Below are 25,942 nucleotides of genomic sequence, written 5' to 3'. Positions count from 1 at the left end.
ACATTCTAGGAGAGGTCCTTTTCATATGTCATCGAATAAGAGTGAATTTTTGACAGTACTTGGCGATCGCCTTGCGCAAGAGCGTGGCCGCTGCGGTCATACCCAGAAATCGGTAGCGGACCAGCTCGATATCACGGCACGTACCCAAATCAAGTACGAGATCGGCGAGACCGCGCCGGACGCTTATTACCTGCACGGCCTGGGGGAGATCGGGATCGATATTACCTATGTGCTGACCGGTGTGCGCGGCAGTACGCCGACCCAGCAGGAGAGCGAGCTGATTGCCTGCTATCGCGCCGTGGATCCGGTGCTGCGCAGTTCCCTGGTTCAGCTCTTGTCGGGCTTGTCGCAGATGGCCAAGACGGGGAAGAAGAAGCGCGATCTGCCAGCAGCTTCCGAGGCCAAGCGCATCCGTCCGGGGCGGCAGCGCAAGGGCGCACCGGGATCGGCGCAGAGCGGGAGTGGTGAAGAGTCTGGCGCTACCGTTTCTGCCCAGATGAGGGAGTGAATGGCCGATGGTAAAAAAAGGCCGCTAAGGGGGGCGGTAGCGCAAGAGCAAAAGACCAAGAGACTGAATGTGATCGCGAAGAGGTGCGATTCTTGAGGGGGTCTTGAGGGGGTGAGACAGGAAGTTCGCAGAAGCACGCAAAGAGGCGCAGAAACGAAAAAAGCACCACGATCACTCGTGGTGCTTTTCGTTAGTGGTGGGGCGTCACAGATTCGAACTGTGGACCTACGGATTAAGAGTCCGCTGCTCTACCAGCTGAGCTAACGCCCCGTGGTGTTCCTGAAACGATCAGGCCAACCGGGAAGTGAAAAAGGCCTCGGGTAGAGAGGCCTTTTGAAATTTTGGTGGGGCGTCACAGATTCGAACTGTGGACCTACGGATTAAGAGTCCGCTGCTCTACCAGCTGAGCTAACGCCCCGTTGCTGCACTTCGTTGTTGCCTCAGTGCTGCAAGAGAGAGCGCATTATAGGAGGGAGGTCGGGGTGGTGCAAGCTTTTTTTGAGAAAAGATGAAAATATTTTATCTCTTCGGCGTCCGCGCCACGCCCGGCCTCCTTTTGCGCACAATTTGCGTTACAAGCCCGATTTGATTCCATTGACCCAGGACTTGGCCGGCAGCCTGGTCTGGCTCTCGATGAGTGCCGCACGCGCATACAACTCGGGGAAATCGAACGTCACTGCGCCCTTGAAGGCCAGTGCCACCACGTTGCCGTCATGGACTTCCGGCAGCGACACCACGGTATCGAAGGCGTATTCCATCGCCCGCAGGTTCTTGGCATAGCTCGGATGATCGCCAAAGAGATTGACCGTCATCACGCCGCCCGGTGCCAGACTGTCATAGCAGGCCTGGTAAAACTCGGGAGTGTCCAGCACCGGCCCGCGTGCAGTGGCGTCGTAGAGATCAACCTGCAAGGCATCGATGATGCCGTGCGTGGCAGCATGGACGATGAAATCCATGGCATCGCTTTCGATGAGCATCAGCCGTTCGTCCGGCTCGGGCAGCTTGAACATGCTGTGGCAGATGGCGATGACAGCCGGATTCAGCTCCACCGCCGTCACCTGCGCCTGCGGGAATTGCCGGTAGCTGAACTTGGTCAGCGCGCCGGTTCCGAGCCCAAGTTGCACGATATGGCGCGGCGTACGGTTGAAGAGCATCCACGCCATCATCTGCTGGGCGTATTCCAGCTCGATCCAGTCGGGCTTGCGAATGCGCATCGCGCCCTGTACCCATTCGGTGCCGAAGTGCAGATAGCGTACGCCTTCCAGCTCGGAGAGCGTGACCGGGGCATATTTCGGTTTGCGCGGTTTGCTGGCGTCGGCTTCCAGCTGGTGACGGCGACGATTGGGGCCGGCCTTGGTATTGGCCTGGGCTTCGATGGATTTTCTTCGGATGAGCATGATATGAATGAAACGGCGCGGCAGCCGGGGAGGCGGCCTGCGGATGCCGAATGATACCTTGCCTTGGGAGCCTGCCATCGGCCGCTGCACGCTTTGCGCATATCGACATGCGAAATCATTCCTTCTGCCGGGCGCGCGCGTATGTGAGGATGCGGGCCTCATCATTTCCGGAGTTACCATGCCATTGGCTGCAATCATCAAGCGCATCGCCGCCGCTGCTGCGCTGACCCTGGTCCTGGCGCCGCACGGCGCCAGCGCACAGGACAAGAACAAGATCAAGGTCGGTATCTCGGTCGGCAGTGCCGAAGCCATCTTCGACGTCGTCAAGAAAGTCGCCGCACGCGACGGCCTGGAGATCCAGACCGTGGTCTTCAGCGACTACCTCCAGCCCAATGCGGCACTGGCCTCCGGCGACCTCGATGCCAACGCCTTCCAGCACCGTCCCTACCTGGAAAGCCAGATTGCTGCGCGTGGCTACAAGATTGTGCCGGTCGGCCTGACCATCACTGCGCCGCTGGGCATTTACTCACGCAAGTTCAAGTCGGTGGACCAGCTGCCCAACGGTGCGCAGGTCGGCATCCAGAATGATCCCTCCAACGGCAACCGTGCGCTCCTGCTGCTGCAGAAAGCCGGCCTCATCAAGCTCAAGCCGGGCGTGGGCGAAAACGGCGTCAATGCCACTCCGCTGGACATCATCGACAACCCGCGCAAGCTCAAGCTGATCGAACTGGATGCGGCGCAACTGCCACGCTCGCTGGACGACCTGGCGGCCGCCTCGATCAACAATGACTACGCCTACAAGGCCGGTCTGTCCCTGCAGAAGGACACCATCGCCGTGGAAGATCCGCGCGGCCGTTACGCCAACATCATCGCCACCCGCGTCGAGGACAAGGACAAGCCCTGGGCCAGGAAGCTGGTGCAGGCCTACCAGTCGGAAGAAGTGCGCAAGTTCATCGAGACCGAGTTCAAGGGATCGCTGGTGCCGGCGTTCTGAATTCCGCCCCAAGCGTAGTTCTGTGCACCGCCCGCCGTCTGGCCGGGCGGTTTTTTTTGTGCGTTTCCCGTCGGGGTGGTGCGCTGGCGGCCGGTGCTCCATTACACTTGCGCCATGTTCAAGAACCTCATCCTCTGCCTGAAGCTGGCCATCGTCTTCTGCGCCATCGTGTTTTTCGCGAAGGCGTTGCAGTATTTGATCTTCAATGGCGGGTTGTCGGGGGAATTTTATGACTATCTGTTCTTCCGGAAGTGAAATCGGCCCGGCATTGTCCATCAGCCCTTGTTGAATGAGTGATCGCGCGTTGCCAAGCTCTTCCAGCGGGCCAGCTTGTCCTCATACGCCAACGCCGCATGCGCCGGACTGCTCGACGGCAACACCACCACCCGATAGTTTTCCGCCTTGGCGCCCAGTGCCTTGATCCCGATCTTGCCGGCGGTACCGCCATTGAAAGCGATGGTCTCCAATGCCGGCAGCTTGGCGATCAGCGTCAGCAAATCATTGCCGCTGTGATCCCGGATTTCGCTGTCGAGACTGCCGATGCGCCTGGCCTGGGCGATCACGTCCCACAGGCCGATGCGATGCTGCAGCAAGGTGGCAAGCCTGGCGGCATAGTCCATCGCGTAAAGGTCAACCCCGATCACTTCGCCCACCAGTCGCCAGAAGGCATTGCGCGGATGGCCGTAATACTGCCGGGTCGCCAGCGAAGCCGTTCCCGGCAGGCTGCCCAGGATCAGGATGCGCGTATCCTGCGCCACTACCGGCGCAAAGCTGGCCAGCAAGGGATCAGTAGTGCCCGTATCGGCAGCGCGGGCGGCATCATGGGCAGACGAAGGGGAGGCGGCAGAGGAGCGGCGAGCAGGCATGTAAATGGCCGGGATGAAAAGAATTTCAGCAAGCTCCATCGGCCTCGCCATCCGGGCACAATGGCGCGGCTGCAGAAGCGTCAGGCTTGCGGCAAAATGCACAAGAATTCACATCTTAGCGTAAGCTGCCCAGGCGTCACGCGCCGGGCCATTCACACAAGGGATAAAGAACATGACAGACAAGGTCATCATCGTCACCGGCGGCAGCCGTGGCATCGGCGCGGCCACCGCGTTGCTGGCGGGCCAGCGCGGCTACGCCGTGTGCGTCAACTATGTGTCCAACCGCGAGGCCGCCGAGTCGGTGGCCGGTCAGATCCGTGCCGCGGGCGGCCGCGCCATTACCGTCGCCGGCGATGTCTCCAAAGAGGAGGACGTGCTGCGCCTCTTCACCACCACCGACCAGGAACTGGGCCGCGTCACCGCCCTGGTCAACAATGCCGGCATCCTGGATCACCAGTCGCGCCTGGACGCCATGAGCGCCGAACGCATCACCCGGGTGCTGGTCGCCAACGTCACCGGCAGCCTGCTGTGCGCGCGCGAGGCGGTCAAGCGCATGTCCACCCGCCACGGCGGGCAGGGCGGGGCCATCGTCAACCTGTCGTCGATGGCTGCCAAGCTGGGTGGCCCGGGTGAATACGTGGACTACGCCGCCTCCAAGGGTGCCATCGATGCCTTCACCATCGGCCTGGCCAAGGAAGTGGCCGCCGAGGGCATCCGCGTCAACGCCGTGCGTCCCGGCCTGATCTATACCGACATCCACGCCAGCGGCGGCGAAGCGGGCCGCGTTGACCGGCTCAAGGATGCCGTTCCCATGAAGCGCGGCGGCACCGCCGAGGAAGTCGCCCATGCCATCCTGTGGCTGCTGTCGGAAGAGTCTTCCTATGCCACCGGCACCTTCATCGACGTCTCCGGCGGCCGTTGAGGCTACGCCCGGCCATTGAGCGAGGAGCCCTCCATGGACAGCACCAGCACCGTCACCCCGCGCCGCATCGATGTACTGCTGGCCCGCTATGCCAAGAGCCATCGCCATCCGATGAATGAACTGATCCACTGCATCTGCGTGCCGGCCATCGTGTTTTCGCTGCTGGGGCTGTGCTGGATCGTGTCGCCAGCCGTGGCCCTGCTGGTGGCTGCCGCTACGCTGGCCTGGTATCTGCGCCTGTCGCCGCCCTTTGCGGTGGGCATGCTGGCCATGTCGGCGGTAATGCTGGTGGTGCTGGCGCGGCTGCCCTTGGGAGCGGTCCTGCCGGTCTCGGCCACGGTTTTCGTACTGGCCTGGATCGGCCAGTTCATCGGCCACCGCATTGAAGGCAAAAAGCCATCCTTCTTCGAGGACCTGCGTTTTATGCTGGTCGGGCCCTTGTTTGTGCTGGCTTTCCTGTACCGGCGTTGGCACATCGCCTACTGAAGACGTCCTTGCGGGAACGATTGTCGACGCGCGGCCTCTTTGTATTAAGATGTAAAGGAATGTGTGCTTCCGCGCCGGATGCGCGATCATGTTGCGTTCGCGCGGACGCTCGAATCCCCCCGCTGCCCGGAGACGGGCCAAACAGTTCTCAGTCGGAGTTTTTAGTATGAAGAAATTGATTGTGATCGCAGCCCTGGGCTCCCTGGTAGCCGGCTGCGCAGTAACCCCCAACTCGGCCAGCGTCTACAACACCCGCCAGGCGCAGGGTGAGCAGACCGTGCGCATGGGCGTGGTCGAGTCGATCCGCAACGTCACCATCGACAAGGGTTCGAGCGGTGTCGGTACCCTCGGCGGCGCAGCATTGGGCGGCATTGCGGCCGGTTCCAACATCGGCGGCGGCAATGGTGCCCTGGCGGCCGGTATCGTGGGCGCGCTGGCAGGTGGCGTTCTGGGCAACCAGGCCGAAGCCCACCTGAACAACCGTCCTGGCCTGGAAATCACCGTGCGCCTGGATAACGGCGAGCTGCGTGCCATCACCCAGGATGCAGATGAACCTTTCCGCATCGGTGAACGCGTGCGTCTGCTGTCCAACGGCCGTACCACCCGCGTGACGCACTGATTTTCGCGAAGCGTATGAAGAAGCAGGGCTGCGGCCCTGCTTTTTTTTCGGCCTTTTCGCCTGTTGCTTCACCTCTTTGGCAGCGGACCTGCAATTTCTGAAAGGGCATCAGGAGCCAGCTGCCTCATCTTTCGGCTCAGGCTTGCGCACCTTGAGCAACCACATGTAGATCACCGTCTGCAACAGTGCCACGGTACTGCCGACAATGACCTCCCCGACCCGCATCAAGGCCAGGTGCAGTTCCTGGCTCAGGCCGTTGCCGCTGAAGGCCGCCGACAGCAGGATCACCACGGTCGCCGGCCCCAGCCGCCAGTTGCTCGGATAGTTCTGCAGCAGCATGGCTACCACCACCGCTGCGGTCAGCGCCACCAGCATGGCCAGGAAGGTCGGCCCGAACACCACCAGCGCGATGCAGGAAACGATGCAGCCCGAAATCGTGTTGATCAGCCGCGCCCGGAAATTGGCCTTGGCTACCGTCATGTCCGGCTCGGTCACGATGATGAGCGAAATCATGGCCCAGTAGGGCTCCTCGATGCCCAGCGCGCGCAGCCCGTACCACAGGATCAGGCAGCCGGAGAGGATCTTGACCAGATAGGCGAGGGCGTTCTTGCGGGGATTGATGAAGTGCAATTCCATAGGCCGATGTTAACCAGCCAGCATCGTGGCTGCAAGCCGATATGAACGAAAACGCCGCCTGCGAGTTTCCCCGCAGGCGGCGCTGCTGCCAGCAGGCCATTCCGGCCTGCCGGCATGGTCCGGCAGATGAACGAACTTACTTGGCGGCCATGGCCAGCAGCATGTCGTTCAAGCGCTTGACGAAGCTGGCCGGATCAGCCAGTGCACCGCCTTCAGCCAGCAGGGCCTGGTCATACAGGATGTGCGACCAGTCGTCGAAGCGCGCCTCTTCGTACTTCAGGCGCTGCACCAGCGGGTGGTCCGGGTTGATTTCCAGCGTGGGCTTGGATTCCGGGGCCGCCTGGCCGGCTGCCTTCAACATGCGCACCAGGTTGCCCGACAGTTCGTTCTCGTCGGCCACCAGGCAAGCCGGGGAATCGGTCAGGCGGAAGGTCACGCGCACTTCCTTGGCCTTGTCGCCCAGGGCGGTCTTCATCTTCTCGACCAGCTCCTTGTACTCGGCTTGTGTCTCTTCGTGCTGCTTCTTCTCGGCTTCGTTCTCCAGCTGGCCCAGGTCCAGGCCGCCCTTGGCCACCGAGGCGAGTTCCTTGCCTTCGAACTCGGTCAGGAAGGACAGCATCCACTCGTCCACGCGGTCGGTCAGCAGCAGTACTTCCACACCCTTCTTGCGGAAGATTTCCAGGTGCGGGCTGTTCTTGGCGGCCTGGTACGTCTCGGCAGTGACGTAGTAGATCTTGTCCTGGCCTTCCTTCATGCGGCCCAGGTAATCGGCCAGCGAAACATTCTGCACATCGCTGCCATTGTGGGTGGAGGCAAAGCGCAGCAGCTTGGCGATGCGCTCCTTGTTGGCCGCATCCTCGCCGATACCTTCCTTCAACACCTGGCCGAACTCGGTCCAGAAGGTGGTGTACTTGTCCTTCTGCGCCTGGTCTTCGCTGTTGGCCAGCTCTTCCAGCAGGCTCAGCACACGCTTGGCCGAGCCGTCGCGGATGGCACGCACGTCGCGCGACTCCTGCAGGATCTCGCGCGAGACGTTCAGCGGCAGGTCGGCCGAATCGATCACGCCCTTGACGAAGCGCAGGTACACCGGCATCAGCTGCTCGGCATCATCCATGATGAACACGCGCTTGACGTAGAGCTTGATGCCGCCGCGCTTGTTGCGGTCCCACAGGTCGAACGGGGCGCGCGCCGGGATGTAGAGCAGCTGGGTGTATTCGCTGCGGCCTTCCACGCGGTTGTGGGTGTAGGCCAGAGGCGCGCCGAAGTCGTGCGAGACGTGCTTGTAGAACTCTTCATATTGCTCGGGCGTGACCTCCGACTTGCTGCGGGTCCACAGGGCGCTGGCCTGGTTGACCGTCTCCAGCTCGTCCTTCTGCACGGTTTCCTTCTTTTCCTCATCCCATTCTTCCTTGTTCATCAAGATGGGCAGGGAGATGTGGTCGGAATACTTGCGGATGATGGACTTCAGTTGCCAAGCGGAGAGGAATTCATCTTCGCCTTCACGCAGGTGAAGAATGATGTCGGTGCCACGGCCCGGCTTGGTGATCTGCTCGATGGAGAAGTCGCCCGCGCCTTCGGATTCCCAGCGCACGCCTTCGGAAGCGGGGGTGCCGGCACGGCGCGTCTCGACCGTGATGCGGTCGGCGATGATGAAGCCCGAATAGAAGCCCACGCCGAACTGGCCGATCAGGGCGGCATCCTTCTGCTGGTCGCCCGACAGGCGCGAGAAGAATTCCTTGGTGCCCGACTTGGCGATGGTGCCCAGGTGCGAGATGGCCTCATCCCGGTTCATGCCGATGCCGTTGTCGGAGATGGTGATGGTGCGTGCCGCCTTGTCGAAGCTGATCTTGATCTTCAGTTCCGGATCGTCCTCGAACAGGCTGCCATTGTTGATGGCCTCGAAGCGCAGCTTGTCGGCCGCATCGGAGGCGTTGGAGACCAGCTCGCGCAGGAAGATTTCCTTGTTCGAATACAGCGAGTGAATCATCAATTGCAGCAGTTGCTTGACTTCGGCCTGGAAGCCCATGGTCTGTTTTTCGGTTGCCATGTGGTTGTCCTTAATTGAAGAAATGGATGAGTGAAATAGGCAGAGGTAATCGTCTGTGGGCAGGATATAGGGAGAGACTTGTGGTTTTTCAACCGCAATTTTTGGCATTTTTGTTCACTTTGTGAGCGTTCGCGTATTTCCTGATGGCATGTCTGCAACAAGCTGACCATAATTGCCGAAGTTAACTTTTATCAAGTCAATTGAAATTAAACGATTTTTCCGGGCTATTTGTAATTGAGTTGCAATGGGCCGGTGATAGAATTGTTTTAACAAAATAGTAACAAATTCGATCAGGCTGATCGAACGGATGTGCAAGCCGGCGCTCCCTCATAAAAAGAACAGGAGTCTCCCCGGCTTGATGACGGGAATCGCAGCGAGGGCTGCCGATTCTTTCCTGGGATGCGGGTTGGGTAGGGGAGGCCGGTGGGATACCGGCTGATCGTGTTGATGAGAGTTCTCAAAAGCAAGCGTTTCATACTGGGCGTTTCATTGGGCTTGGCCGCGCATTCCGCGCCCCAGGCGGCTGACAAGCCGCCAGCCGACGCCGTCATAATGCAAACCACACCGGCCGCGCCGGCCACCTTCGACAACAAACTGGATGCTCCGCCGCAAATCCGGCTGGGTGCCGATCCTGCCGGCCCATCGGCGACGGACTACCGCCTGCCGGGTTTGCCGGCCGACACCCCGCCGCCCTCGACCCAGGATGAAATCCTGCTGTTGCTGCGCCAGTCCGATCCGAGCTTCTCGGGCAATCAGATCGTCCTGCCGCAGATCAGCATCGTCACCGAAGGCGAGACCGTCCCGGACCTGAGCCTGCGCAGCGTGCTCGACCTGGCGCTCAACAACAGTTACAGCTACGCCGCCACTGCCGCGCAAGCGGACCAGGCGCGCTATGCCTCCAAGGCCACGGCCGGCCAGCTCGGCCCGACGCTGGACCTGCGGGCGCAGAAGGGCAATGAATATTCTTCGCCGTCCTCGGTGATCGATCCCAATACCGGCCTGATCCAGCGCGCCTCGTACCACAAGCGCTGGGATGTGACGCTGATCGGCCGCCAGCCCATCTTCGCGCCCGGTTCGTATTACGACTATCGCAAGAGCAGCTCGCTGGCCGATGCCGCCGACCTGCGCCGCGACGATGCCCGCGAGACCCTGTATTACAACGCCATCAAGGCGTATTACGACGTCATGCGCGCCTACGCCACGCTGTCGTTCTCGCGCAGCTACGCCCAGCGCATGGGCGCCTTGCTGGATTACATGAGCAAGCGCCTCGAAGGCGGCGGTGCCAGCCGCATCGACTTTGAACGCGTGCGCGGCCGCTCGCTCACGGCCCAGTCCGCCGTGGCCGAGGCCGAAGGCGCTCTGGAAAGCGCCATGGTGTCGCTGAACCAGATCACCGGCCGCAAGATCGAGCAGATCGAAGTGCCGGACCACATGATGCCGACCGTGCCGGATACCTCCAAGCTGGCCCTGCAGGATGTCTATGAGACCAACCCCGGCGTGCGTGCCGCGCGGCGCGACGTGGATGCGGCCAACCAGGAACTGAAATCGGCGCGCGCCAAGTTCTCGCCCACGCTGGCCCTGGAATGGACCCAGACCAAGACCCGCGGTGCAGGCGGTGCCATCGACACCACCGACAACACCTTGCAGCTGACTACCGACCGCCGCCTGATGATGGTGGTGAGCATGAACCTGCTCAATGGCGGCTCGGACATGTATTACAGCAAGCAGGCCGGTGCCAAGTACGTGGAAAAGAGCAACACCGCGCTCGACCTGGAACGCAAATTGCGTGAGCAGATCGAGATCAATTACCGCACCCTGGGCGCGGTGAGAAAGCGCATGGAGATTTCGCGCCAGGCCTATCTCACCAATGCCAACGTGGCCGATGTCTTCCTGGAACAGCTCTCCACCGGCAGCAAGCAATTGCTGGACGTGCTGGACGCCTACCAGCAGGCCTACCAGGCGCGCATGGACTTTGCCAACCTGTTGTTCCAGCAGGCCGATATCAGCTATCAGATCCTGCGCAACACCGGTCGCGCATCGGCACTGGAAACCCTGCCCACGCGGGCGGCCAACAAGACGGGGGAATGATGGAGGGCGGCAAGGAACAGAATTTCTGGCCAGGCTTCGTGGACGCGCTGTCCAACGTGGTGCTGGTGATGATCTTCGTGCTGGTGGTGTTCGTGGTGACGCTGTTCTACTACTCGCAGAAGCTGGCGCAGATGAAGGTCAGCAAGCTGATCTCGCAGGGCCAGACGCAGGTCGTCGGCGAATCCAAAGCCAGGAAGACCGACACCATTGCCACCGCCGACAGCACCAGCATCAACAGTGCCGAAACGCCCGGCGAGCGCGAGAAGGCACAGGAAATCGAGCAGCTCAAGCGCGAAGTGGCCAGCCTCAAAGCCAAGCTGGCCGCGCCGCCCCTGCAGTCCGACAACGGCAGCCTGCGCAGCGCTGCCGCACCCTCCAGCCCCAATGCGATCCAGGTCAAGACCGAACCCAACGACAAGGAAGTCGCGCCCGGCCTGCGCATCGATGCCAACGAAAAAGCGGTGACCCTGAACTTCGATGCCGATTCTACCCAGTTGAATGACGAGGGCAGCAAAGCGCTGGACAAGAGCATCGGCGACTGGGTACGCCGCGCCAAATCCAGCCAGGGCAAGATCGTGGTCACCGGCGTGATCGGCAGCGGTGCCTACAGCGAGAGCCGGCGGCGTGCCTACTATCGCACCGTTGCGGTCCGCAATTACCTGATCGATGCCGGCGTGGACAAGGAACGCGTCACCAGCCGCGTAGCCACCGATGAAAACGGCAGCGGCAATGATGCCCGCGTGATCGTGCAATACCAGGCCTCTGCAAAATGACGCTCTCGCTCAAGCCCGGCACCGGCCACGGGATCAGTTCCCGCGGCAAGGGCTTCATGCGCCGCGTGGCACCGCGCCTGGACCGCCGCCTGGGCGAGCTGCAGGCCATGCCGCGTCCGCGCCTGGCAGTGCTGGCCTGCACGTTTCTGCTGGCCTTGCTGGTGATCTGGTCGATGCTGGCGCCCATCGATATGGTGGTGCGCGGCAGTGGCCGCATCGTCGCCTCCGAACACAACCAGGTCATCCAGCATCTGGAAGGCGGCATCGTCTCCGCCATCTTGGTGCGCGAGGGCGCGGTGGTCAGGAAGGGCCAGACCCTGATCTCGATTGCCGACGTGCGTGCCAATGCCGATCTCGGTGAAGGCCGCGTCAAGATCCTCGGCCTGCGTGCCAAGATCGCCCGCCTCTCGGCCGAAGCGGCGGGGGCTGCGAGCCTGCAGATGCCGGCCGACCTCGACCGCGATGATCCCGCTGTCCAAAGCGAGCAGGCCGCCTTCGCCGCGCGCTCGGCCAAGCTCATGCAGGAAATGTCGGTGCTGCGTGAACAGGCAGCGCAACGCCAGGCCGAGCTGGGCGAAGCGGTCAGTCGCCAGAAGAGCCAGGCCAGCGAACTGGACCTGGCACAGCGTCAGTACAAGCTGATCCACAACATGCTCGAACGCAATGCCGCCTCGCAGCTGGAAGACATCCAGGCCGCCGCCCGCGTGCAGGATGCGCAGAGCAAGCTCTCGGCCAACGATGCCATGATCCCGCGCCTGAAAGCGGCCATCGCCGAATCGCAGGCCAAGATGGGCGAAGCCTCATCGCGCTTCCGTTCGGATGCCCGCGCCGAACTCACTGCGGCGGAAACCGAACTGGCTCGCCTGCAGGAAGAAATCAAATCGCGCAACGACCGCGTCTCGCGCTCGGAAGTGAAAGCGCCCATGGATGGCGTGGTCAACCGCGTGATGATCAATACCGTGGGTGGCGTGGTGAGGCCCGGCGACCCGATCATCGAGATGACCCCCAGCGACGACAAGCTGGTCATTGAAGCCCGCATCTCCCCAACTGACCGCGCCGAACTGGCCACCGGGGCCAAGGCGCGCGTGAAGGTCTCGGCCTATGACTACGGCGTGTATGGCGCCATGGAAGGCGTGGTCACCGAGATCAGCGCCGACACCGTCCCCGATGAAAACAATCCGCGCGGCGAGCGCAGCTACCGCATCAAGATCGCCGTCCAGCGCGGCGACAACGAGCTGCAGCGCAAGCTGGCCCTGATGCCCGGCATGACCGCCAGCGCCGACATCATCGTCGGCCGCCGCACGGTGTGGCAGTACCTGATGTCGCCGCTGTCGCGCTTCGGCCAAGGTGCCCTGCGGGAGCCGCGATGAACTGCGCCGCACTGCCTGAAGTGCTTTATTGCTCGCCGCAAAGCCACATCCACCAAGGCTTTGCGGCGGTTGACGTTTTCTGCACCATCCACTTTCCCTGCGTTCTTTTCTCCGGAACCTCGCACGTATGAAAAACCTTCGCCAGTTCTACGCACTTGCCGCCATCCCGACGCTCCTGCTGCTGTTGGGCGCTTTCCTGTTCCGGGGATTCGTGGGGCATGCGATCCAGATCAATCCCTTCCTGAACCTGTTCATCATCGCGGTGGCGGTGTTTGGCATCGCGCTGATCTTCTACAACCTGTACCGCGTCAACTGGGAATACGACAAGCTGATCCAGTTCTACGACCGCACCAAGGCCGGCGAATCGATGGAAAGCCTGGTGAAGGCGCCTGAATTCGAAGGCACCGAGATCGGCCAGGTGCTGGTGTCCGTGGCCAGCACCAAGGGGCGGCTGACTTCCCGTATCGAACAGGAAACCATCGAAGGCTCGCTGCACGACCTGCGCGCGCACCTCGAAGCCAAGACCGAATTCCCGCAATTCCTGACCGGCTTCATGATCGCGCTGGGTCTGCTCGGCACCTTCATCGGCCTGCTGGAAACCCTGGTCAGCACCGCCGCCCTGATCGACGGCTTCGGCAAGGCCAGCACGGCCGGCGACATGGATGCTTCCTTCATGCACCTGGTGGCCGACCTGCAAAAGCCGCTGGCCTCGATGGGCACCGCCTTCTCGGCCTCGATGTTCGGCCTGATCGGCTCGCTGGCGCTGGGCCTGACTCTCACGCCCCTGCGCGCGGCCAGCAAGAAGCTGGTCACGCGCGCCCGTGAATGCATCAGCGACATGGTGCAGCACGTGGTGCATGACATGAGCGGCCCGGCGGCCACGCAGCGCCAGGGCGTCTCCGAAACCTTCCTCGCCGAATTCCTGCAGGATCTGATGGTGCTGCAGCGCGAATCCATCATGGCCGCGCGCAACAGTTCGGAAGCCTCGCTGCAGGCCGGCATCAAGCTCGAAGGCCTGAACGACCGCCTCAACAACATCGTCCAGCTCTTCAACGACAGCATGGAAGAATCGCGCAGCCTGCGCCAGCTGGTGGCCTTCGGTCCGCGCATGCACGAGACCGCACAGCAGACGCTGGAAGAAATCCGCAACGTCGGTCAGCTGATCAACACCAAGATCACCTCTGCCCGCGATCTCTCCGACAGCCTGTCCTCGCTGGAAGAACGTCTCTCGGTCAACGGCGACATCGCCAACCGCACCTTCGAAGTGATGCCGCAGATCGTTTCTACCATCCAGGCCGGCCAGCTGGCGCTGTCCACCGCACTCAGTTCGCTGCAGGCGCAGCAGGGTGAGATCTCCAACATGAACGAAAAGAATGCGCAGAACATCGCGCAGCTGCCGGCACTGCTGAACCAGATCTCGGTACGCCTGGCCGACGAGATGGGAGCGATCCAGTACCAGGGCGAACTGCAGGCCACCGTGGCCGCGCGCCTGAACGAACTGGGCAACACCATCGGCGAGAACTCCAGCAACATGGCGCGCGATGCGCTCTCCGCACGCCAGTTGCAGATCGACCTGGCCAAGCACATGGCGATGCAGAACGACCGCGTCAAGAACCTGGGCGCCATCCCGCAATCGCTGACCTCCATCACCGAAGCCCTGATGCGCCAGAACATCAACTGGCAGACCGTCATCGACGAGATGCGTACCGGCCGCCAGACCATGGTCAAGGACCTGCGCCTGGAACTGCGCGAAGCGATCCGCGAAATCACCGCCACCAACCGCGGCGGCCAGGCCTGATCGCAGCCTGACGACGAACGCCACGCACCATGAACGCCAGCGAACAGGTCCACATCGATCAGCCGCAAGTCCGCACGGACCTGCGCGCCGATCCCACTTACCTGACGCTGCTGCGCGCCTATGGCAGCCGCTTCATCGAGATCATCGTGGCCGGCATCCTGGTCAACCTGCTTGGCTTGCTGATGCCGCTGTATTCGCGGCTGATCTACGACAAGGTACTGGGCAACCACATCCCGGAAACGCTCTGGGCGCTGACGCTGGGCATGCTGCTCTTCATCGGCCTGGAGCTGGTATTGCGCATCATCCGCGTGTATTACACCGAGCAACTGGCCGGCCGCCTGGATGGCGAGTTCGATGAAGTTTCGGCACGCCGCCTGCTGATGGCCAGGGTACAGGCCCCGGTGGGCGTGGTGCTGGCGCGTTACCGTGATCTCTCGGCGGCGCGCGACCTGCTCTCGTCCAACTACATGCTGCTGCTGGTGGACCTGCCGTTCCTCGCGCTGTACCTGGTGGTGCTGGGCCTCATTGGCGGCCACATGGTGTGGGTGCTGCTGGTGGGCGGGGCGCTGCTGGTCGGCATGCAACTGCTGCTCAAAGTCCCGGCCAATGACTATGCGCATGCGGCCATGAAGGCCGGTACCGGCAAGGTGGACAAGCTGGCCAGCATTGTCTACGGCATGGAAACGCTCAAGACCACGCCGCTGCAGGACCGCCTCATGCGCGCCTTCCTGGCCGATGCCGGTGCCAATGCCGTGGCCCAGGCCAAGAGCCGCTTCTGGATGAATACCAGCTATGCCATCTCCACCGTGGGCTACACCTTCATCGCGGTGGCCACGCTGGTGGTGGGCGTCTATCTGGTGGAAGACAACCTGCTCACCGTCGGCGCGCTGATTGCCTGCTCGCTGCTGATCAGCCGCGCCACCACGGTGCTGTCGTCGCTGGCGGCACTTCTGGGCCGCATCGAGATGTTCCGCCGCGCCCGAGCCGAATTTGACCAGCTGTTCGAAGAGCAGAAAGAGACACCGACCGCCGATGTGCTGCGCCAGGAAATGCGCGGCCTGATCCAGGTCGGCAATCTGCTGCTGCACCTGGACCAGAAGGAAAACGCCACCTTGAAAAACATCTCGCTGACCATCCAGCCCGGCGAGAAGGTGGGCCTGGTCGGGCGTTCCGGCTCGGGCAAGACGACGCTGCTGCGTGCCCTGGCCGGCCTGCACCAGCCCGACGAAGGGCATGTCCTCATCGATGGCGTGGCCGTGACGGCCTATGCCCCCGAGGTGCGGATGCGCTGCATCGGCTTCAAGCCGCAGGAACCCTTCCTGTTTGATGGCACGGTAGCGGCCAACATCTTCGTGGGCGACCGCGTCCCGGGGCAGGTCTATGAAGCGGCGCTGGCGGTGTCCTCACTGGATGACCTGATCGCGCGCGGCGAGCTGCGCCTGGACCAGGGCATCAAGGCCCCCGGCAATCTCTCCGGCGGCCAGCGCCAGATGGTGGCACTGGCGCGCGTGATCGCCTGCACCCCGCGCATCCTGCTGCTGGACGAACCGACTACCGGCGTGGACCAGCAGACCGAGGCCCGCATCATCGAGCGGCTGGCGGCGTATGCCGGCCCGCGCACGCTGGTGGTGGCCACCCATAGCCCGGCGCTGTTGCGCCACGTGGACCGCATCATCGTCATCGACGGCGGGCGCATCGTGGCAGACGGACCGCGCGACCAGATTTTGCAGTGATCCTGCACGGCAGGATCACCCCGAACCAGATTCAGTTTCAGATTCAGATTCAGATTCGACATCCGAACGATCTTCGATAGCGAGGAAACATGGCAACCGCAAGCTCATCACAAGCGAACTCCGCGGACAAGGTAGCAGGACCCGTGCGCGTGGTCATGCCCGACCAGGCCGGCAGCTTCCAGGTCAGCGCCAACCGCGCGGCCGTGCAGCACGTGCAGGTGGTCGACGTGGACATGGTGCTGCACATGGCCGACGGCACCAAGGTGGTGCTGGCCGGCGGAGCCATGGAAGCCATGGACGACAAGTCCAAGGTCAGGTTCGCCGACACCAGCGCCGATACCGGCAAGCTGCTCGATACCGTGGGCAAGATCTCGCTCAAGCCGAACGACCAGTCGCGCGTGCTCAATTCCGATCCGGTCGCCTCTGCGCCCAACGTGGCCCCGGCCCAGCAGGTGACGGTGGACCGCAACTCGGCCAGCGTCGGCAGTGAAGGCGCGACTCAGTTCGCCCAGATCATCAGTGACAACGCCGCCTCTCTGACCAGCAGCAGCGGCACCGGCAAGACCGCCAATTCCACCGGCCCGCTGACGGCCGGCGACACCAGCCATTCAACCGTGACCAGCACGGCGGCCGCCGCAGCGGCCTCGCAGTCGCAGCCGACCACGCAACCGGTCCAGCCGCAATCGGTGATTGCGCAGACCGCCAATCCCAACGCCAACGAAGCGCCGGTCAAGCCGGTGGAGCCGCAACTGCCGCCGGAACGTCCGGGCAGCAAGCCGTCCACCATCGTGGTCGATCCCTCGCAACCGTCGATGGCGATCAAGCTGGTCAACCTGGCTACCACCACGCAGACCGGCGACACGCTCTTGGGCAGCGGCGGCATTCCGGTCTCGGCGACGGACGCCGGCCTGCCGCTGCAGTTCAGCACCCAGGTCATCAATGCGCCCGACAGCGTGCATACCATCTACGCGGCGGGCAACAATGCCGGCACCTTCATCAAGGTGTTCGACGTCACCATCACCGGCAATGGCACGGTGCTGTCGGTGACGGTCTCGGGCGTGCCGGCGGGGATGTCCATCGTCAACGGTACCGACCTTGGGGGCGGACGCTTCCAGATGACGGTGGCGGCCGGCCAGACCGACTTCCCGTTACAGTTCCAGTACAGTACGGTGGAAGCCAATTCAGCCTCACCGGTACACCAGGCCTTCGATCTGAGCTTCAGTACCGTGGTGGCCACCTCCAATGGCCAGCTCACCCTCAACGACACGCGCCACGTGGCCATCAAGGATGCCACCGGCTATGGCGACCTGAGCTATCTCGATCCGGCCACCGGCGACCCGGTACTGGTCCTGCCGGCCCAGGGCCTGCCGCACGAGATCCATGCCGGCAATGGCGGCGTGACCGTCTATGGCAGCAACGCCAATGACGTGATCTATGGCGGCACCGGCAACGACGTCCTCATCGGCGGCACCGGCAATACCTTCTTCGAGGGCGGCGCGGGTGCCGACCAGATCGTGGGCGGCGTCAACAGCACCGGCACCAATGTCAACACGGCCAGCTATGCCGGGTCATCGGCTGGCGTGACGGTCAACCTGGTGACCGGCACCGGCACCGGCGGCGATGCCCAGGGCGACCAGCTGAGCAACATCCAGAACCTGCGCGGCAGTGCCTTCAGCGATACCTTCGTCGCCAACGCGGCGGTCAATCGACTGGACGGTGGCAGCGGCGGGTCCGATACAGTGTCATACGCTTCCTCGAACAGTGCCGTGACAGTCAACCTGGTCACCGGCACTGGCACGGGCGGATACGCGCAGGGCGATACCTATACACATATCCAGAACGTCATCGGCAGCGACTACAACGACATCTTCGTCGCCAGTGGCGATGCCAACCGTTTTGATGGCGGATCGGGCTCCAATACGGTGTCCTACGCCAGCTCCAATGCCGGCGTGAACGTCAACCTGCAAAGCGGCGTGGGCAGCGGCGGAGCGGCGGCGGGGGATACCTACGTCCGTATCCAGAACGTGATCGGCACCGCCTTCAACGATACCTTCGTCGGCAGCGCCGACGCCAACAGCTTCGACGGCGGCAGCGGCGGCAGCGATACCGTCAGCTATGCCGGCTCGACGGCCGGCGTGTCGATCAACTTCGTGTCCGGACGCGGCACCGGCGGCTATGCTGAAGGCGACACTTACAACCACATCCAGAATGCGGTCGGCTCGGCCTTCGATGACGTCTTCATCGCCGGCGTGGACAGCGTGCACTTCGATGGCGGCAGCGGTGGCTCCGATACGGTGAACTACGGTGCCTCCACCGGCGCGGTCACGGTGAACATGATCACCATGAGCGGCAGCGGCGGCTACGCGCAGAACAATACCTACACCAACATCCAGAACATCGTCGGCAGCTCCTACTCCGATACCTTCATCGCCAGTGCCGCCGCCAACAATTTCAACGGCGGACTGGGCGGTTCGGATACGGTCAGCTATGCCAACTCCAATGCCGCAGTGACGGTCGACCTGACCCACACCGACGGCACCGGCACCTCCGGCGGCTATGCTCAGGGCGACGTGCTGGCACATATCCAGAATCTGATCGGCAGCGCCTTCAACGACACCTTCATTGCCAGCGCCGACGTCAACAATTTCAACGGCGGCGGTGGCTCCAACACGGTCAGCTACATCTTCTCGACCGGTGGCGTGACGGTGGACCTGACCAATGCGATTGGCACCGGCACCGGCGGCTACTATGCCGCAGGCGACTCCTTCAGCAACATCCAGAACCTGATCGGCAGCGCCTACGACGACACCTTCGTGGCCAGCGCCGACGCCAATACCTTTGATGGCGCGGGCTCCAACCACAACCGCGTCAGCTATGCCGCCTCTACCACCGCAGTGACGGTGGACCTGAACTTCACCGATGGCACCGGCACATCCGGTGGCTATGCGCAGGGTGACAAGCTCTCCAACATCCAGGACCTCACCGGCGGTGTCGGCAATGACACCTTCGTGGCCAGTGCAGCAGCCAACAACTTCGACGGCGGGGCCGGCTCGAACCGGGTCAGCTATGCCGCATCGAACGCCGGGGTCACGGTGGACCTGGTATTGGGCAGCGGCAGCGGCGGCTATGCCGACAACGATACCTACGTCAACATCCAGAACGTCACCGGCAGCACCGGCAACGACACCTTCATCGCCAGCCTGGCGGCCAACGACTTCGTCGGCGGGGGCGGCACCAATACGGTCAGCTACGCCAAGGCCAGTGACGGCAACGGCGTCACCGTGGACCTGTTCCATGGCACCGGCAGCAACGGCTTTGCGGGGGGAGATACCTACAGCGGCATCCAGAACGTGATCGGCTCGGCCTACGATGACACCTTCATCGCCGACAGCAACACCAACGTCTTTGCCGGCGGGCTCGGTTCCAATACGGTCAGCTACGCCTTCTCGACGGCAGCCGTCACCGTCAACCTGGTGACCGGCAGTGGCAGTGGCGGCTTTGCCGCAGGCGATACCTATACCGGCATCCAGAACGTGATCGGCTCCGCGCTGGACGATGTGATCATCGCCAGCAGCGAAGCCAACAGCATCGATGGCGGCACCAGTACGGCCAGCTCGCACAACCGCGTCAGCTATGCCAGCTCGGATGCCGCGGTCACGGTGGACCTGAGCTTCAGCAATGGCAGCGGCACCTTCGGTGGCTATGCGGCCGGCGACAAGCTGGTCAATGTGCAGGACCTCACCGGCAGCATCTACGACGACACCTTCGTCGCCAGTCTCGCGGCCAACAATTTCGACGGTGGCACGGGCTCGCTGCACAACCGCGTCAGCTATGCGCACTCGACCGCCAGCGAGACCATCAACCTCTTCACCAGCAGCGGCAGCGGCACCTATGCGGCGGGTGATACCTACACCAACATCCAGGATGTGACCGGCGGTTCGGGCGATGACCTCATCATCGCCAACGTGGCTGCCAACTTCATCGATGGCGGCAGCAGCACGTCCAGTTCGCACAATCGCGTGAGCTACGTCAACTCGACCGTGGCCGAGACCGTAGACCTGTTCAATGGCGTGGGCACGGGCGGTACGGGCAGCCTGGCCAATGGCGACACCTACGTCAATATCCAGGACGTGACCGGCGGCAGCGCCGATGACACCTTCATCGCCAATGCCGCGGCCAACAATTTCGATGGCAGCGGCGGCACGCACAACCGCGTCAGCTATGCCAATTCCAGTGTCGATGAAACGGTCAACCTGATCACCGGCCAGGGGAGTGGCGGTACCGGCAGCCTGGCCGCAGGCGATACCTACACCAACATCCAGGACGCTACCGGCGGCAGCGGCAACGACACGTTCTACGGCAATGCCGTGGCAAACCGTTTCGATGGCGGTGGCGGCAGCCACAACCGGGTCAACTACAGCGGTTCCACCGTCTCCGAATCGGTGAACCTGTTCACCGGGACCGGCACGGGCAGCACCGGCAGCCTGGCCAATGGCGATACCTACACCAACATCCAGGACGTGACCGGCGGTACCGCCGATGACGTCTTCACGGCCAGCGCGGCGGCCAACAATTTCGATGGCGGCACCGGCTCGTTGCACAACCGGGTGAGCTATACCAATTCCACCGTTGACGAAACCGTCAACCTGGTGACCGGACTGGGCAGTGGCGGCACCGGCAGCCTGGCCAATGGCGACACCTACGTCAACATTCAGGACGTCACCGGCGGCGGTGGCAACGACACCTTCTACGGCAACACTGCCGCCAACAATTTCGATGGCGGCGGCGGCAGCCACAACCGGGTCAGCTACAGTACCTCCACCGTCGCGGAGACGATCAACCTGTTCACCGGCAATGGCACGGGCAGCACCGGCAGCCTGGCCAATGGCGACACCTACACCAACATCCAGGACGCCACCGGCGGTTCGGCTGACGATCTCTTCGTGGCCAGCGCGGCGGCCAACTATTTCGATGGCGGCACCAGCACGGCCAGTTCGCACAACCGCGTCAGCTATGTCAACTCCGCAGCTGACGAAACCATCAACCTCTTCACGGGACTGGGCAGCGGCACGCTTGCCGCCGGCGACACCTACACCAACATCCAGGATGCGACCGGTGGCAGTGGCAACGACACCTTCTACGGCAACAGCGCGTCCAACAATTTTGATGGCGGTGGCGGCACGCACAACCGGGTCAATTATTCCAACTCCACGGCCGATGAAACCGTCAACCTGATCGCAGGCACCGGCAGCGGCGGCACCAACAGCCTGGCCAATGGCGATACCTACACCAACATTCAGGACGTGACCGGTGGCAGCGGCAATGACACCTTCTACGGTACGACGGCCGCCAACTTCTTCGATGGCGGTGGCGGCAGCCACAACCGCGTCAACTACAGCAGCTCCACCGTGGCTGAAACGGTCAACCTGTTCAACGGCACCGGCAGCGGTGGCGCAAATAGCCTGGCCAATGGCGATACCTATGCCAACATCCAGGATGTCACGGGCGGCTCGGCCGATGACGTCTTCATCGCCAACAGCGCGGCCAACTTCTTCGACGGCGGTACCAGTACGTCGACCTCGCACAACCTGGTCAGCTATGCCAATTCCAGCGCCGACGAAACCGTGAACCTGGTCACCGGCACCGGCAGTGGCGGCACGGGCAGCCTGGCCAATGGCGATACCTACATCAACATCCAGGATGTCACCGGTGGTGGCGGCAACGACACCTTCTACGGCAACAGCGCGGCCAACAAATTCGATGGCGGTGGCGGCACCCACAACCGCGTCAACTACAGCACCTCGGCTGTCTCGGAAACCATCAACCTGTTCAACGGCACCGGCAGCGGTGGCGCGAACAGCCTGGCCGACGGCGATACCTACACCAACATCCAGGACGCCACCGGCGGTACCGCCGATGACGTCTTCATCGCCAGCGCGGCGGCCAACGCGCTCGATGGCGGCACCGGTTCGCTGCACAACCGCGTGAGCTACGTCAACTCGACCGCCGATGAAACCATCAACCTGCTCACCGGTACCGGCAGCGGCGGCACGGGCAGCCTGGCCAACGGCGATACTTACGCCAACATCCAGGATGCCACCGGCGGCAGCGGCAACGACACCATCGTGGCCAGCCAGGCAGTGAACTTCCTGGACGGCGGCGCTGGTTCCAATACGGTCAGCTATGCGGGTACGCCGAGCAGCAACGGCTCCACCGGCGTGACGGTGAATCTTTCGACCGGTATCGGCAGCGGCAACTACGCCCAGGGCGATACCTATGCCAACATCCAGAACGTGATCGGCAGCGCCTGGGCCGATACCCTGACCGGTTACGCGACGGCCGGCGTCACTTCGGTGCTGACCGGCGGCCAGGGGGCCGACAGCCTCACTGCGGTGGTGGCCAACCGTGCCGACACCTACGCCTCGTATGCCGGTTCGTCAGCGGGTGTGAGCATCAACCTGCAGGCCGGTACCGGCACCGGTGGCGATGCCCAGGGCGATACGCTGTTCAACATCGACAACGTCATCGGCAGCAGTCTCAACGACACCTTCTTCGCCAGCGCCAATGCCAACAAGTTCAACGGCGGCGCGGGTGGTTCCGATACGGTCAACTATTCGCTCTCCACCAGCAGCGACAGCACCGGCGTGACGGTGAACCTGTCCACCGGCGTGGGCAGCGGCAACTACGCGCAGGGCGACACTTACACCGCCATCGAGAACGTGGTCGGCAGTGCCCAAAACGACACGCTGACCGGCTTTGCCTCGGTGGGGACGCAGTCCGTGCTGGAAGGCGGCGGCGGGGCCGACACCATTACGGCGGTGCTGGCCAATCGCGCCTTCACTTATGCCTCCTATGCCGGTTCGGGAGCGGCGGTGACCATCGACCTCAAGAACGGTACCGGCACCGGCGGCGACGCCCAGGGCGATATCCTGGTCAACATCGACAACGTCATCGGCAGCGCCTCCAGCGATCTGTTCAAGGCCAGCACCCAGGCCAACAAGTTCGATGGCGGCAGCGGCGGGGTCGATACGGTCAGCTACGAGTACGATACCGGCGGCGTGACGGTGGACCTCACCAATACGCTGGCGGCGACCGGTACCTATGCGGTGGGCGATACCTTCACCAACATCGCCAACCTCACCGGCGGCTCGGGCAACGATACCTTCTATGCCAGCAGCGTGGCCAACGCCTTTGATGGCGGGGCCGGCAACAACACGGTCAATTACGCGCGCTCGGGCAGCACGGCGGTCGTGGTGGACCTGTATCACGGCACCGGCAGCGGCGGCTATGCGGCGGGGGATACCTACGTCAACATCCAGAACGCGACCGGCAGCGCCGGCAGCGATACCTTCTACGCCAACAGCGCGGCCAACGTCTTCAACGGCGGGGCAGGGGGCAGCGATACGGTCAGCTACCTGTATTCGACCGGCAGCGCGATCACGGCCAGCCTGGTGTCGGGTGCGGGGGGCAGCGGCGGCGACGCCGGCGGCGACAGCTATGTCGGCATTGCCAATCTGGAAGGCAGTGCCAACGTGGACAGCACGCTGACCGGCAACAGCGCGGCCAACGTGCTGTCGGCACGCGGCACGTCGACCACCAACGTACTGAGTGGCGGTGGCGCGAGTTCGGGCACTGATGTGTTCAACGTGGTCGATGGCGGCCACAATTCGGTGACGGTCGGCAGCGGCAGCAACCTGATCAACGTCAGCGCCGGTTCGCACAGTTCGGCCGGGGCCCAGAGCGACATGGTCAACCAGACCACCGGGACCTCCAACATCAACAGCATCAGCGGTGGCGCAGGGGTCACGACGCTGCACTTTGCGGACCTGGGGTCGTCACTGAACCTGAGCAACTTCTCCAGCAAGGTCACCGGCATCACCACGCTGGACGTCAGTGCCGGCAGCGGTACCAACGTGATCATCACGGCCGACGATGTGCGTCAGATGGGCATGGCCGGCAGCGGCATCTCGAAGATCCTCACGGTCAAGATGAGTACTTCCGAGAGCTTGCAGATCATGGCCAACGGCTCGGACCATTACGTCTACTTCCCCGGCACGACCGACTATGCCTTCTACAACGCCAGCAACCAGGAAATTGCCCGCATTCACCTGGTCACTGCCTGATGTGATGTGACGATGATCTGAAGCGGGGCTGCGTGCGGGAACAGGGCGATGGTCAGCGGTCCATCGCCTTTTCCAGGAAGCGCCAGATGCCGGGGTCGGACATCCCGGCGACGTTGATGCGCATGCGGGTGGAAGGCAGTTGCGCAGGCGAGAACAGGCTGCCCGGTGCCAGCAGGAATCCCTGTTCCATCGCTTCTTCGGTCATGACGTTGGTATCGCGCCCGGTATCGACCCACAGGAACATGCCGCAGGGCGGCGGATCACCCACTTCCATGCCCATGCGTTCCAGCTGGCGCATGACCTTGTCGCGCGCGCCGTTCAAGCGCGCGCGCAGGCGTTCCGCATGCTTGCGGTAATGCCCTTCGGAGAGCACCCGGTAGGCCACCCGTTCACCGATTTCGCCGGTAGTGAGCGTCGAGAGCAGCTTGCGGTCAGCCAGGCTGCGCGCCAGTTCGGCCGAGGTGGCGATGAAGCCCACGCGCAGGTTGGCCGACAGCGTTTTGGAAAATCCCCCCAGATAGATCACCCGCTGCAGCTGGTCCAGTGCCGCAATACGGGTGGCCGCCTGCACGGCGGAACCCGGATGCATGTCGCAATAGATGTCGTCCTCGACGATGATGAAGTCATGTTCCTCGGCGATGCGCAGCACCTGGAAAGCCTTGGCGGCCGACAGCGAGGTCGAGGTCGGGTTGTGCAGCACCGAGTTGATCACGTACAGCTTGGGCTTGTGGATCTCGGCCAGTTCGCGCAGCTGGGCGATGTCCGGGCCATCGGCCAGACGCGGAATGCCGACGATCTTGGCCCCCAGTGCAGCAAAGGAGCCGAACATCAGGAACCAGGCCGGATCATCCACGAAGATCACGTCGCCCGGCCGCAGGAAGTGGCGTGCCACGGTATCGATGGCTTGCGTCACGCCCGTGGTCAGCACGAACTGGTCGGGCGCGGCGGCGATTTCCAGCTCGGCCAGTTTCAGCTGCAATTGCTGGCGCAGCGGCAGGAAGCCCAGCGGCGTCCCATAACCCAGCAGCAGCGAAGGATTGTCGCGGCTGATGGCGCGCAGGGCGTTGGCGATCAGCTCGCCATCGAGCCAATCCGGCGGCAGCAGACCGCCACCGGGCATCTTGTGCGGCGGCATCTGGCGGAACATGTTGCGCACTAGCCAGACCACATCCAGCCCGCGCTCAGCCTCGGCCACCGCTTCGGCCTGGGCCGCCAGGTTGCCGTAACCGTTGGCGACGGCCACCCGTTCCTTGACGAAGAAGCCCGAGCCCCGGCGTGACTCCAGGTAACCCTGGGCCACCAGCCGGTCAAAGGCTTCCACCACGGTAAAGCGCGAGATCTCGTGGGCATCCGCAAACTGCCGGATCGAGGGCATGCGTGCCCCGCCGCGCAGGAGCTTGTCGTCGATGCGGGCGCGCACGCCGCGCACGATCTGGTCCACCAGCGATTCGCCGCTCTCGCGCACCAGCATGGGCCAGCCGGGGAGGGCGGTGTCCGCGGGAACTGTCTTGGCCGGGATGCTGCGCAGATGCTTGACTGTATTGGTCATTTTACCGTGACAATGTTTGAAACTATTTGGAAA

The 25,942-nt window shown here is 63.0% G+C and carries 17 protein-coding genes and 2 tRNA genes; 12 read left to right on the top strand and 7 right to left on the bottom strand.

The annotated features are described in order from the left end of the window. Positions 1 to 49: 49 nt before the first annotated feature. Positions 50 to 508, top strand: coding sequence for a helix-turn-helix domain-containing protein (locus ACWHXP_RS11005; RefSeq protein ID WP_240733881.1), 459 nt, complete (start codon positions 50 to 52; stop codon positions 506 to 508). A 194-nt stretch (positions 509 to 702) separates the two neighbouring features. Here the strand turns inward: ACWHXP_RS11005 and ACWHXP_RS11000 are convergent. From ACWHXP_RS11000 to ACWHXP_RS10990, 3 genes are all read right to left on the bottom strand, one after another. After that, positions 703 to 778, bottom strand: a tRNA-Lys gene (locus ACWHXP_RS11000). Positions 779 to 850: 72 nt separating this feature from the next. Beyond that, positions 851 to 926: transfer RNA gene (locus ACWHXP_RS10995), tRNA-Lys, on the bottom strand. 154 nt (positions 927 to 1,080) lie between these two features. Further along, positions 1,081 to 1,905, bottom strand: a complete 825-nt coding sequence (locus ACWHXP_RS10990) for a class I SAM-dependent methyltransferase (RefSeq protein WP_100245612.1) — start codon at positions 1,903 to 1,905, stop codon at positions 1,081 to 1,083. A 178-nt stretch (positions 1,906 to 2,083) separates the two neighbouring features. On the opposite strand from ACWHXP_RS10990, the gene ACWHXP_RS10985 reads away from it, so the two are divergent. Further along, the gene (locus tag ACWHXP_RS10985; RefSeq protein ID WP_209568382.1) at positions 2,084 to 2,899 is read left to right on the top strand and encodes a MetQ/NlpA family ABC transporter substrate-binding protein; all 816 of its coding nucleotides are present in this window, start codon (positions 2,084 to 2,086) and stop codon (positions 2,897 to 2,899) included. A gap of 114 nt (positions 2,900 to 3,013) precedes the next feature. After that, complete coding sequence (locus ACWHXP_RS10980; RefSeq protein ID WP_199900321.1) at positions 3,014 to 3,154, top strand: hypothetical protein; 141 nt, start codon at positions 3,014 to 3,016, stop codon at positions 3,152 to 3,154. A 20-nt stretch (positions 3,155 to 3,174) separates the two neighbouring features. Here the strand turns inward: ACWHXP_RS10980 and ACWHXP_RS10975 are convergent, their stop codons facing one another. After that, complete coding sequence (locus ACWHXP_RS10975; RefSeq protein WP_489633857.1) at positions 3,175 to 3,765, bottom strand: DNA-deoxyinosine glycosylase; 591 nt, start codon at positions 3,763 to 3,765, stop codon at positions 3,175 to 3,177. A gap of 172 nt (positions 3,766 to 3,937) precedes the next feature. Here ACWHXP_RS10975 and ACWHXP_RS10970 point away from each other — a divergent pair, with 172 nt between their 5' ends. From ACWHXP_RS10970 to ACWHXP_RS10960, 3 genes are all read left to right on the top strand, one after another. Then, positions 3,938 to 4,687: an SDR family oxidoreductase gene (locus ACWHXP_RS10970; RefSeq protein WP_489633858.1), complete on the top strand. Its 750-nt coding sequence runs from the start codon at positions 3,938 to 3,940 to the stop codon at positions 4,685 to 4,687. A gap of 33 nt (positions 4,688 to 4,720) precedes the next feature. Next, positions 4,721 to 5,173, top strand: coding sequence for an Mpo1 family 2-hydroxy fatty acid dioxygenase (locus ACWHXP_RS10965; RefSeq protein WP_489633859.1), 453 nt, complete (start codon positions 4,721 to 4,723; stop codon positions 5,171 to 5,173). 166 nt (positions 5,174 to 5,339) lie between these two features. Next, entirely contained in the window at positions 5,340 to 5,792 is a 453-nt protein-coding gene (locus ACWHXP_RS10960; protein WP_034336617.1) for an outer membrane lipoprotein, read from the top strand. A 108-nt stretch (positions 5,793 to 5,900) separates the two neighbouring features. Here the strand turns inward: ACWHXP_RS10960 and ACWHXP_RS10955 are convergent, their stop codons facing one another. Then, on the bottom strand, positions 5,901 to 6,428 hold the full coding sequence (locus ACWHXP_RS10955; RefSeq protein ID WP_310835300.1) for an FUSC family protein: 528 nt from the start codon (positions 6,426 to 6,428) through the stop codon (positions 5,901 to 5,903). 136 nt (positions 6,429 to 6,564) lie between these two features. Continuing rightward, positions 6,565 to 8,475 (bottom strand): molecular chaperone HtpG, encoded by a 1,911-nt coding sequence (gene htpG, locus ACWHXP_RS10950; RefSeq protein ID WP_489633860.1) that lies wholly within the window; start codon positions 8,473 to 8,475, stop codon positions 6,565 to 6,567. Between the two features lie 438 nt (positions 8,476 to 8,913). Between htpG and ACWHXP_RS10945 the strand changes: the two genes are divergently transcribed. The 6 genes from ACWHXP_RS10945 to ACWHXP_RS10920 all read left to right on the top strand — a co-directional run bounded on the left by ACWHXP_RS10945 (position 8,914) and on the right by ACWHXP_RS10920 (position 24,360). Next, positions 8,914 to 10,563, top strand: a complete 1,650-nt coding sequence (locus tag ACWHXP_RS10945) for a TolC family protein (RefSeq protein WP_489625541.1) — start codon at positions 8,914 to 8,916, stop codon at positions 10,561 to 10,563. Next, on the top strand, positions 10,563 to 11,336 hold the full coding sequence (locus ACWHXP_RS10940) for an OmpA family protein (RefSeq protein WP_489635859.1): 774 nt from the start codon (positions 10,563 to 10,565) through the stop codon (positions 11,334 to 11,336). Before ACWHXP_RS10945 ends, ACWHXP_RS10940 begins: the two co-directional genes overlap by 1 nt. Beyond that, positions 11,333 to 12,706: an HlyD family type I secretion periplasmic adaptor subunit gene (locus tag ACWHXP_RS10935; RefSeq protein WP_489633861.1), complete on the top strand. Its 1,374-nt coding sequence runs from the start codon at positions 11,333 to 11,335 to the stop codon at positions 12,704 to 12,706. Before ACWHXP_RS10940 ends, ACWHXP_RS10935 begins: the two co-directional genes overlap by 4 nt. A gap of 127 nt (positions 12,707 to 12,833) precedes the next feature. Further along, entirely contained in the window at positions 12,834 to 14,504 is a 1,671-nt protein-coding gene (locus ACWHXP_RS10930; protein WP_134135100.1) for a biopolymer transporter ExbB, read from the top strand. A gap of 29 nt (positions 14,505 to 14,533) precedes the next feature. Next, positions 14,534 to 16,237: a peptidase domain-containing ABC transporter gene (locus ACWHXP_RS10925; protein ID WP_489633862.1), complete on the top strand. Its 1,704-nt coding sequence runs from the start codon at positions 14,534 to 14,536 to the stop codon at positions 16,235 to 16,237. Positions 16,238 to 16,392: 155 nt separating this feature from the next. After that, complete coding sequence (locus ACWHXP_RS10920; RefSeq protein WP_489635860.1) at positions 16,393 to 24,360, top strand: beta strand repeat-containing protein; 7,968 nt, start codon at positions 16,393 to 16,395, stop codon at positions 24,358 to 24,360. A gap of 52 nt (positions 24,361 to 24,412) precedes the next feature. On the opposite strand, the gene ACWHXP_RS10915 is transcribed toward ACWHXP_RS10920, so the two are convergent. Beyond that, positions 24,413 to 25,909, bottom strand: coding sequence for an aminotransferase-like domain-containing protein (locus ACWHXP_RS10915; RefSeq protein ID WP_134222015.1), 1,497 nt, complete (start codon positions 25,907 to 25,909; stop codon positions 24,413 to 24,415). Positions 25,910 to 25,942: the final 33 nt, after the last annotated feature.

The organism is Herbaspirillum sp. Her2 (genome assembly GCF_057961375.1).
The sequence above is the reverse complement of the archived record's forward strand: the minus strand, read 5'-3'. Positions and strand labels throughout refer to the sequence as shown.

Bases quoted from the DNA above. Each gene is read 5' to 3' on its own strand.
- ACWHXP_RS10990 (WP_100245612.1), bottom strand. From the start codon at position 1,905: ATGCTCATCCGAAGAAAATCCATCGAAGCCCAGGCCAATACCAAGGCC.
- ACWHXP_RS10985 (WP_209568382.1), top strand. From the start codon at position 2,084: ATGCCATTGGCTGCAATCATCAAGCGCATCGCCGCCGCTGCTGCGCTG.
- ACWHXP_RS10980 (WP_199900321.1), top strand. From the start codon at position 3,014: ATGTTCAAGAACCTCATCCTCTGCCTGAAGCTGGCCATCGTCTTCTGC.
- ACWHXP_RS10975 (WP_489633857.1), bottom strand. From the start codon at position 3,765: ATGCCTGCTCGCCGCTCCTCTGCCGCCTCCCCTTCGTCTGCCCATGAT.
- ACWHXP_RS10970 (WP_489633858.1), top strand. From the start codon at position 3,938: ATGACAGACAAGGTCATCATCGTCACCGGCGGCAGCCGTGGCATCGGC.
- ACWHXP_RS10965 (WP_489633859.1), top strand. From the start codon at position 4,721: ATGGACAGCACCAGCACCGTCACCCCGCGCCGCATCGATGTACTGCTG.
- ACWHXP_RS10960 (WP_034336617.1), top strand. From the start codon at position 5,340: ATGAAGAAATTGATTGTGATCGCAGCCCTGGGCTCCCTGGTAGCCGGC.
- ACWHXP_RS10955 (WP_310835300.1), bottom strand. From the start codon at position 6,428: ATGGAATTGCACTTCATCAATCCCCGCAAGAACGCCCTCGCCTATCTG.
- htpG (WP_489633860.1), bottom strand. From the start codon at position 8,475: ATGGCAACCGAAAAACAGACCATGGGCTTCCAGGCCGAAGTCAAGCAA.
- ACWHXP_RS10940 (WP_489635859.1), top strand. From the start codon at position 10,563: ATGGAGGGCGGCAAGGAACAGAATTTCTGGCCAGGCTTCGTGGACGCG.
- ACWHXP_RS10935 (WP_489633861.1), top strand. From the start codon at position 11,333: ATGACGCTCTCGCTCAAGCCCGGCACCGGCCACGGGATCAGTTCCCGC.
- ACWHXP_RS10930 (WP_134135100.1), top strand. From the start codon at position 12,834: ATGAAAAACCTTCGCCAGTTCTACGCACTTGCCGCCATCCCGACGCTC.
- ACWHXP_RS10925 (WP_489633862.1), top strand. From the start codon at position 14,534: ATGAACGCCAGCGAACAGGTCCACATCGATCAGCCGCAAGTCCGCACG.
- ACWHXP_RS10920 (WP_489635860.1), top strand. From the start codon at position 16,393: ATGCCCGACCAGGCCGGCAGCTTCCAGGTCAGCGCCAACCGCGCGGCC.
- ACWHXP_RS10915 (WP_134222015.1), bottom strand. From the start codon at position 25,909: ATGACCAATACAGTCAAGCATCTGCGCAGCATCCCGGCCAAGACAGTT.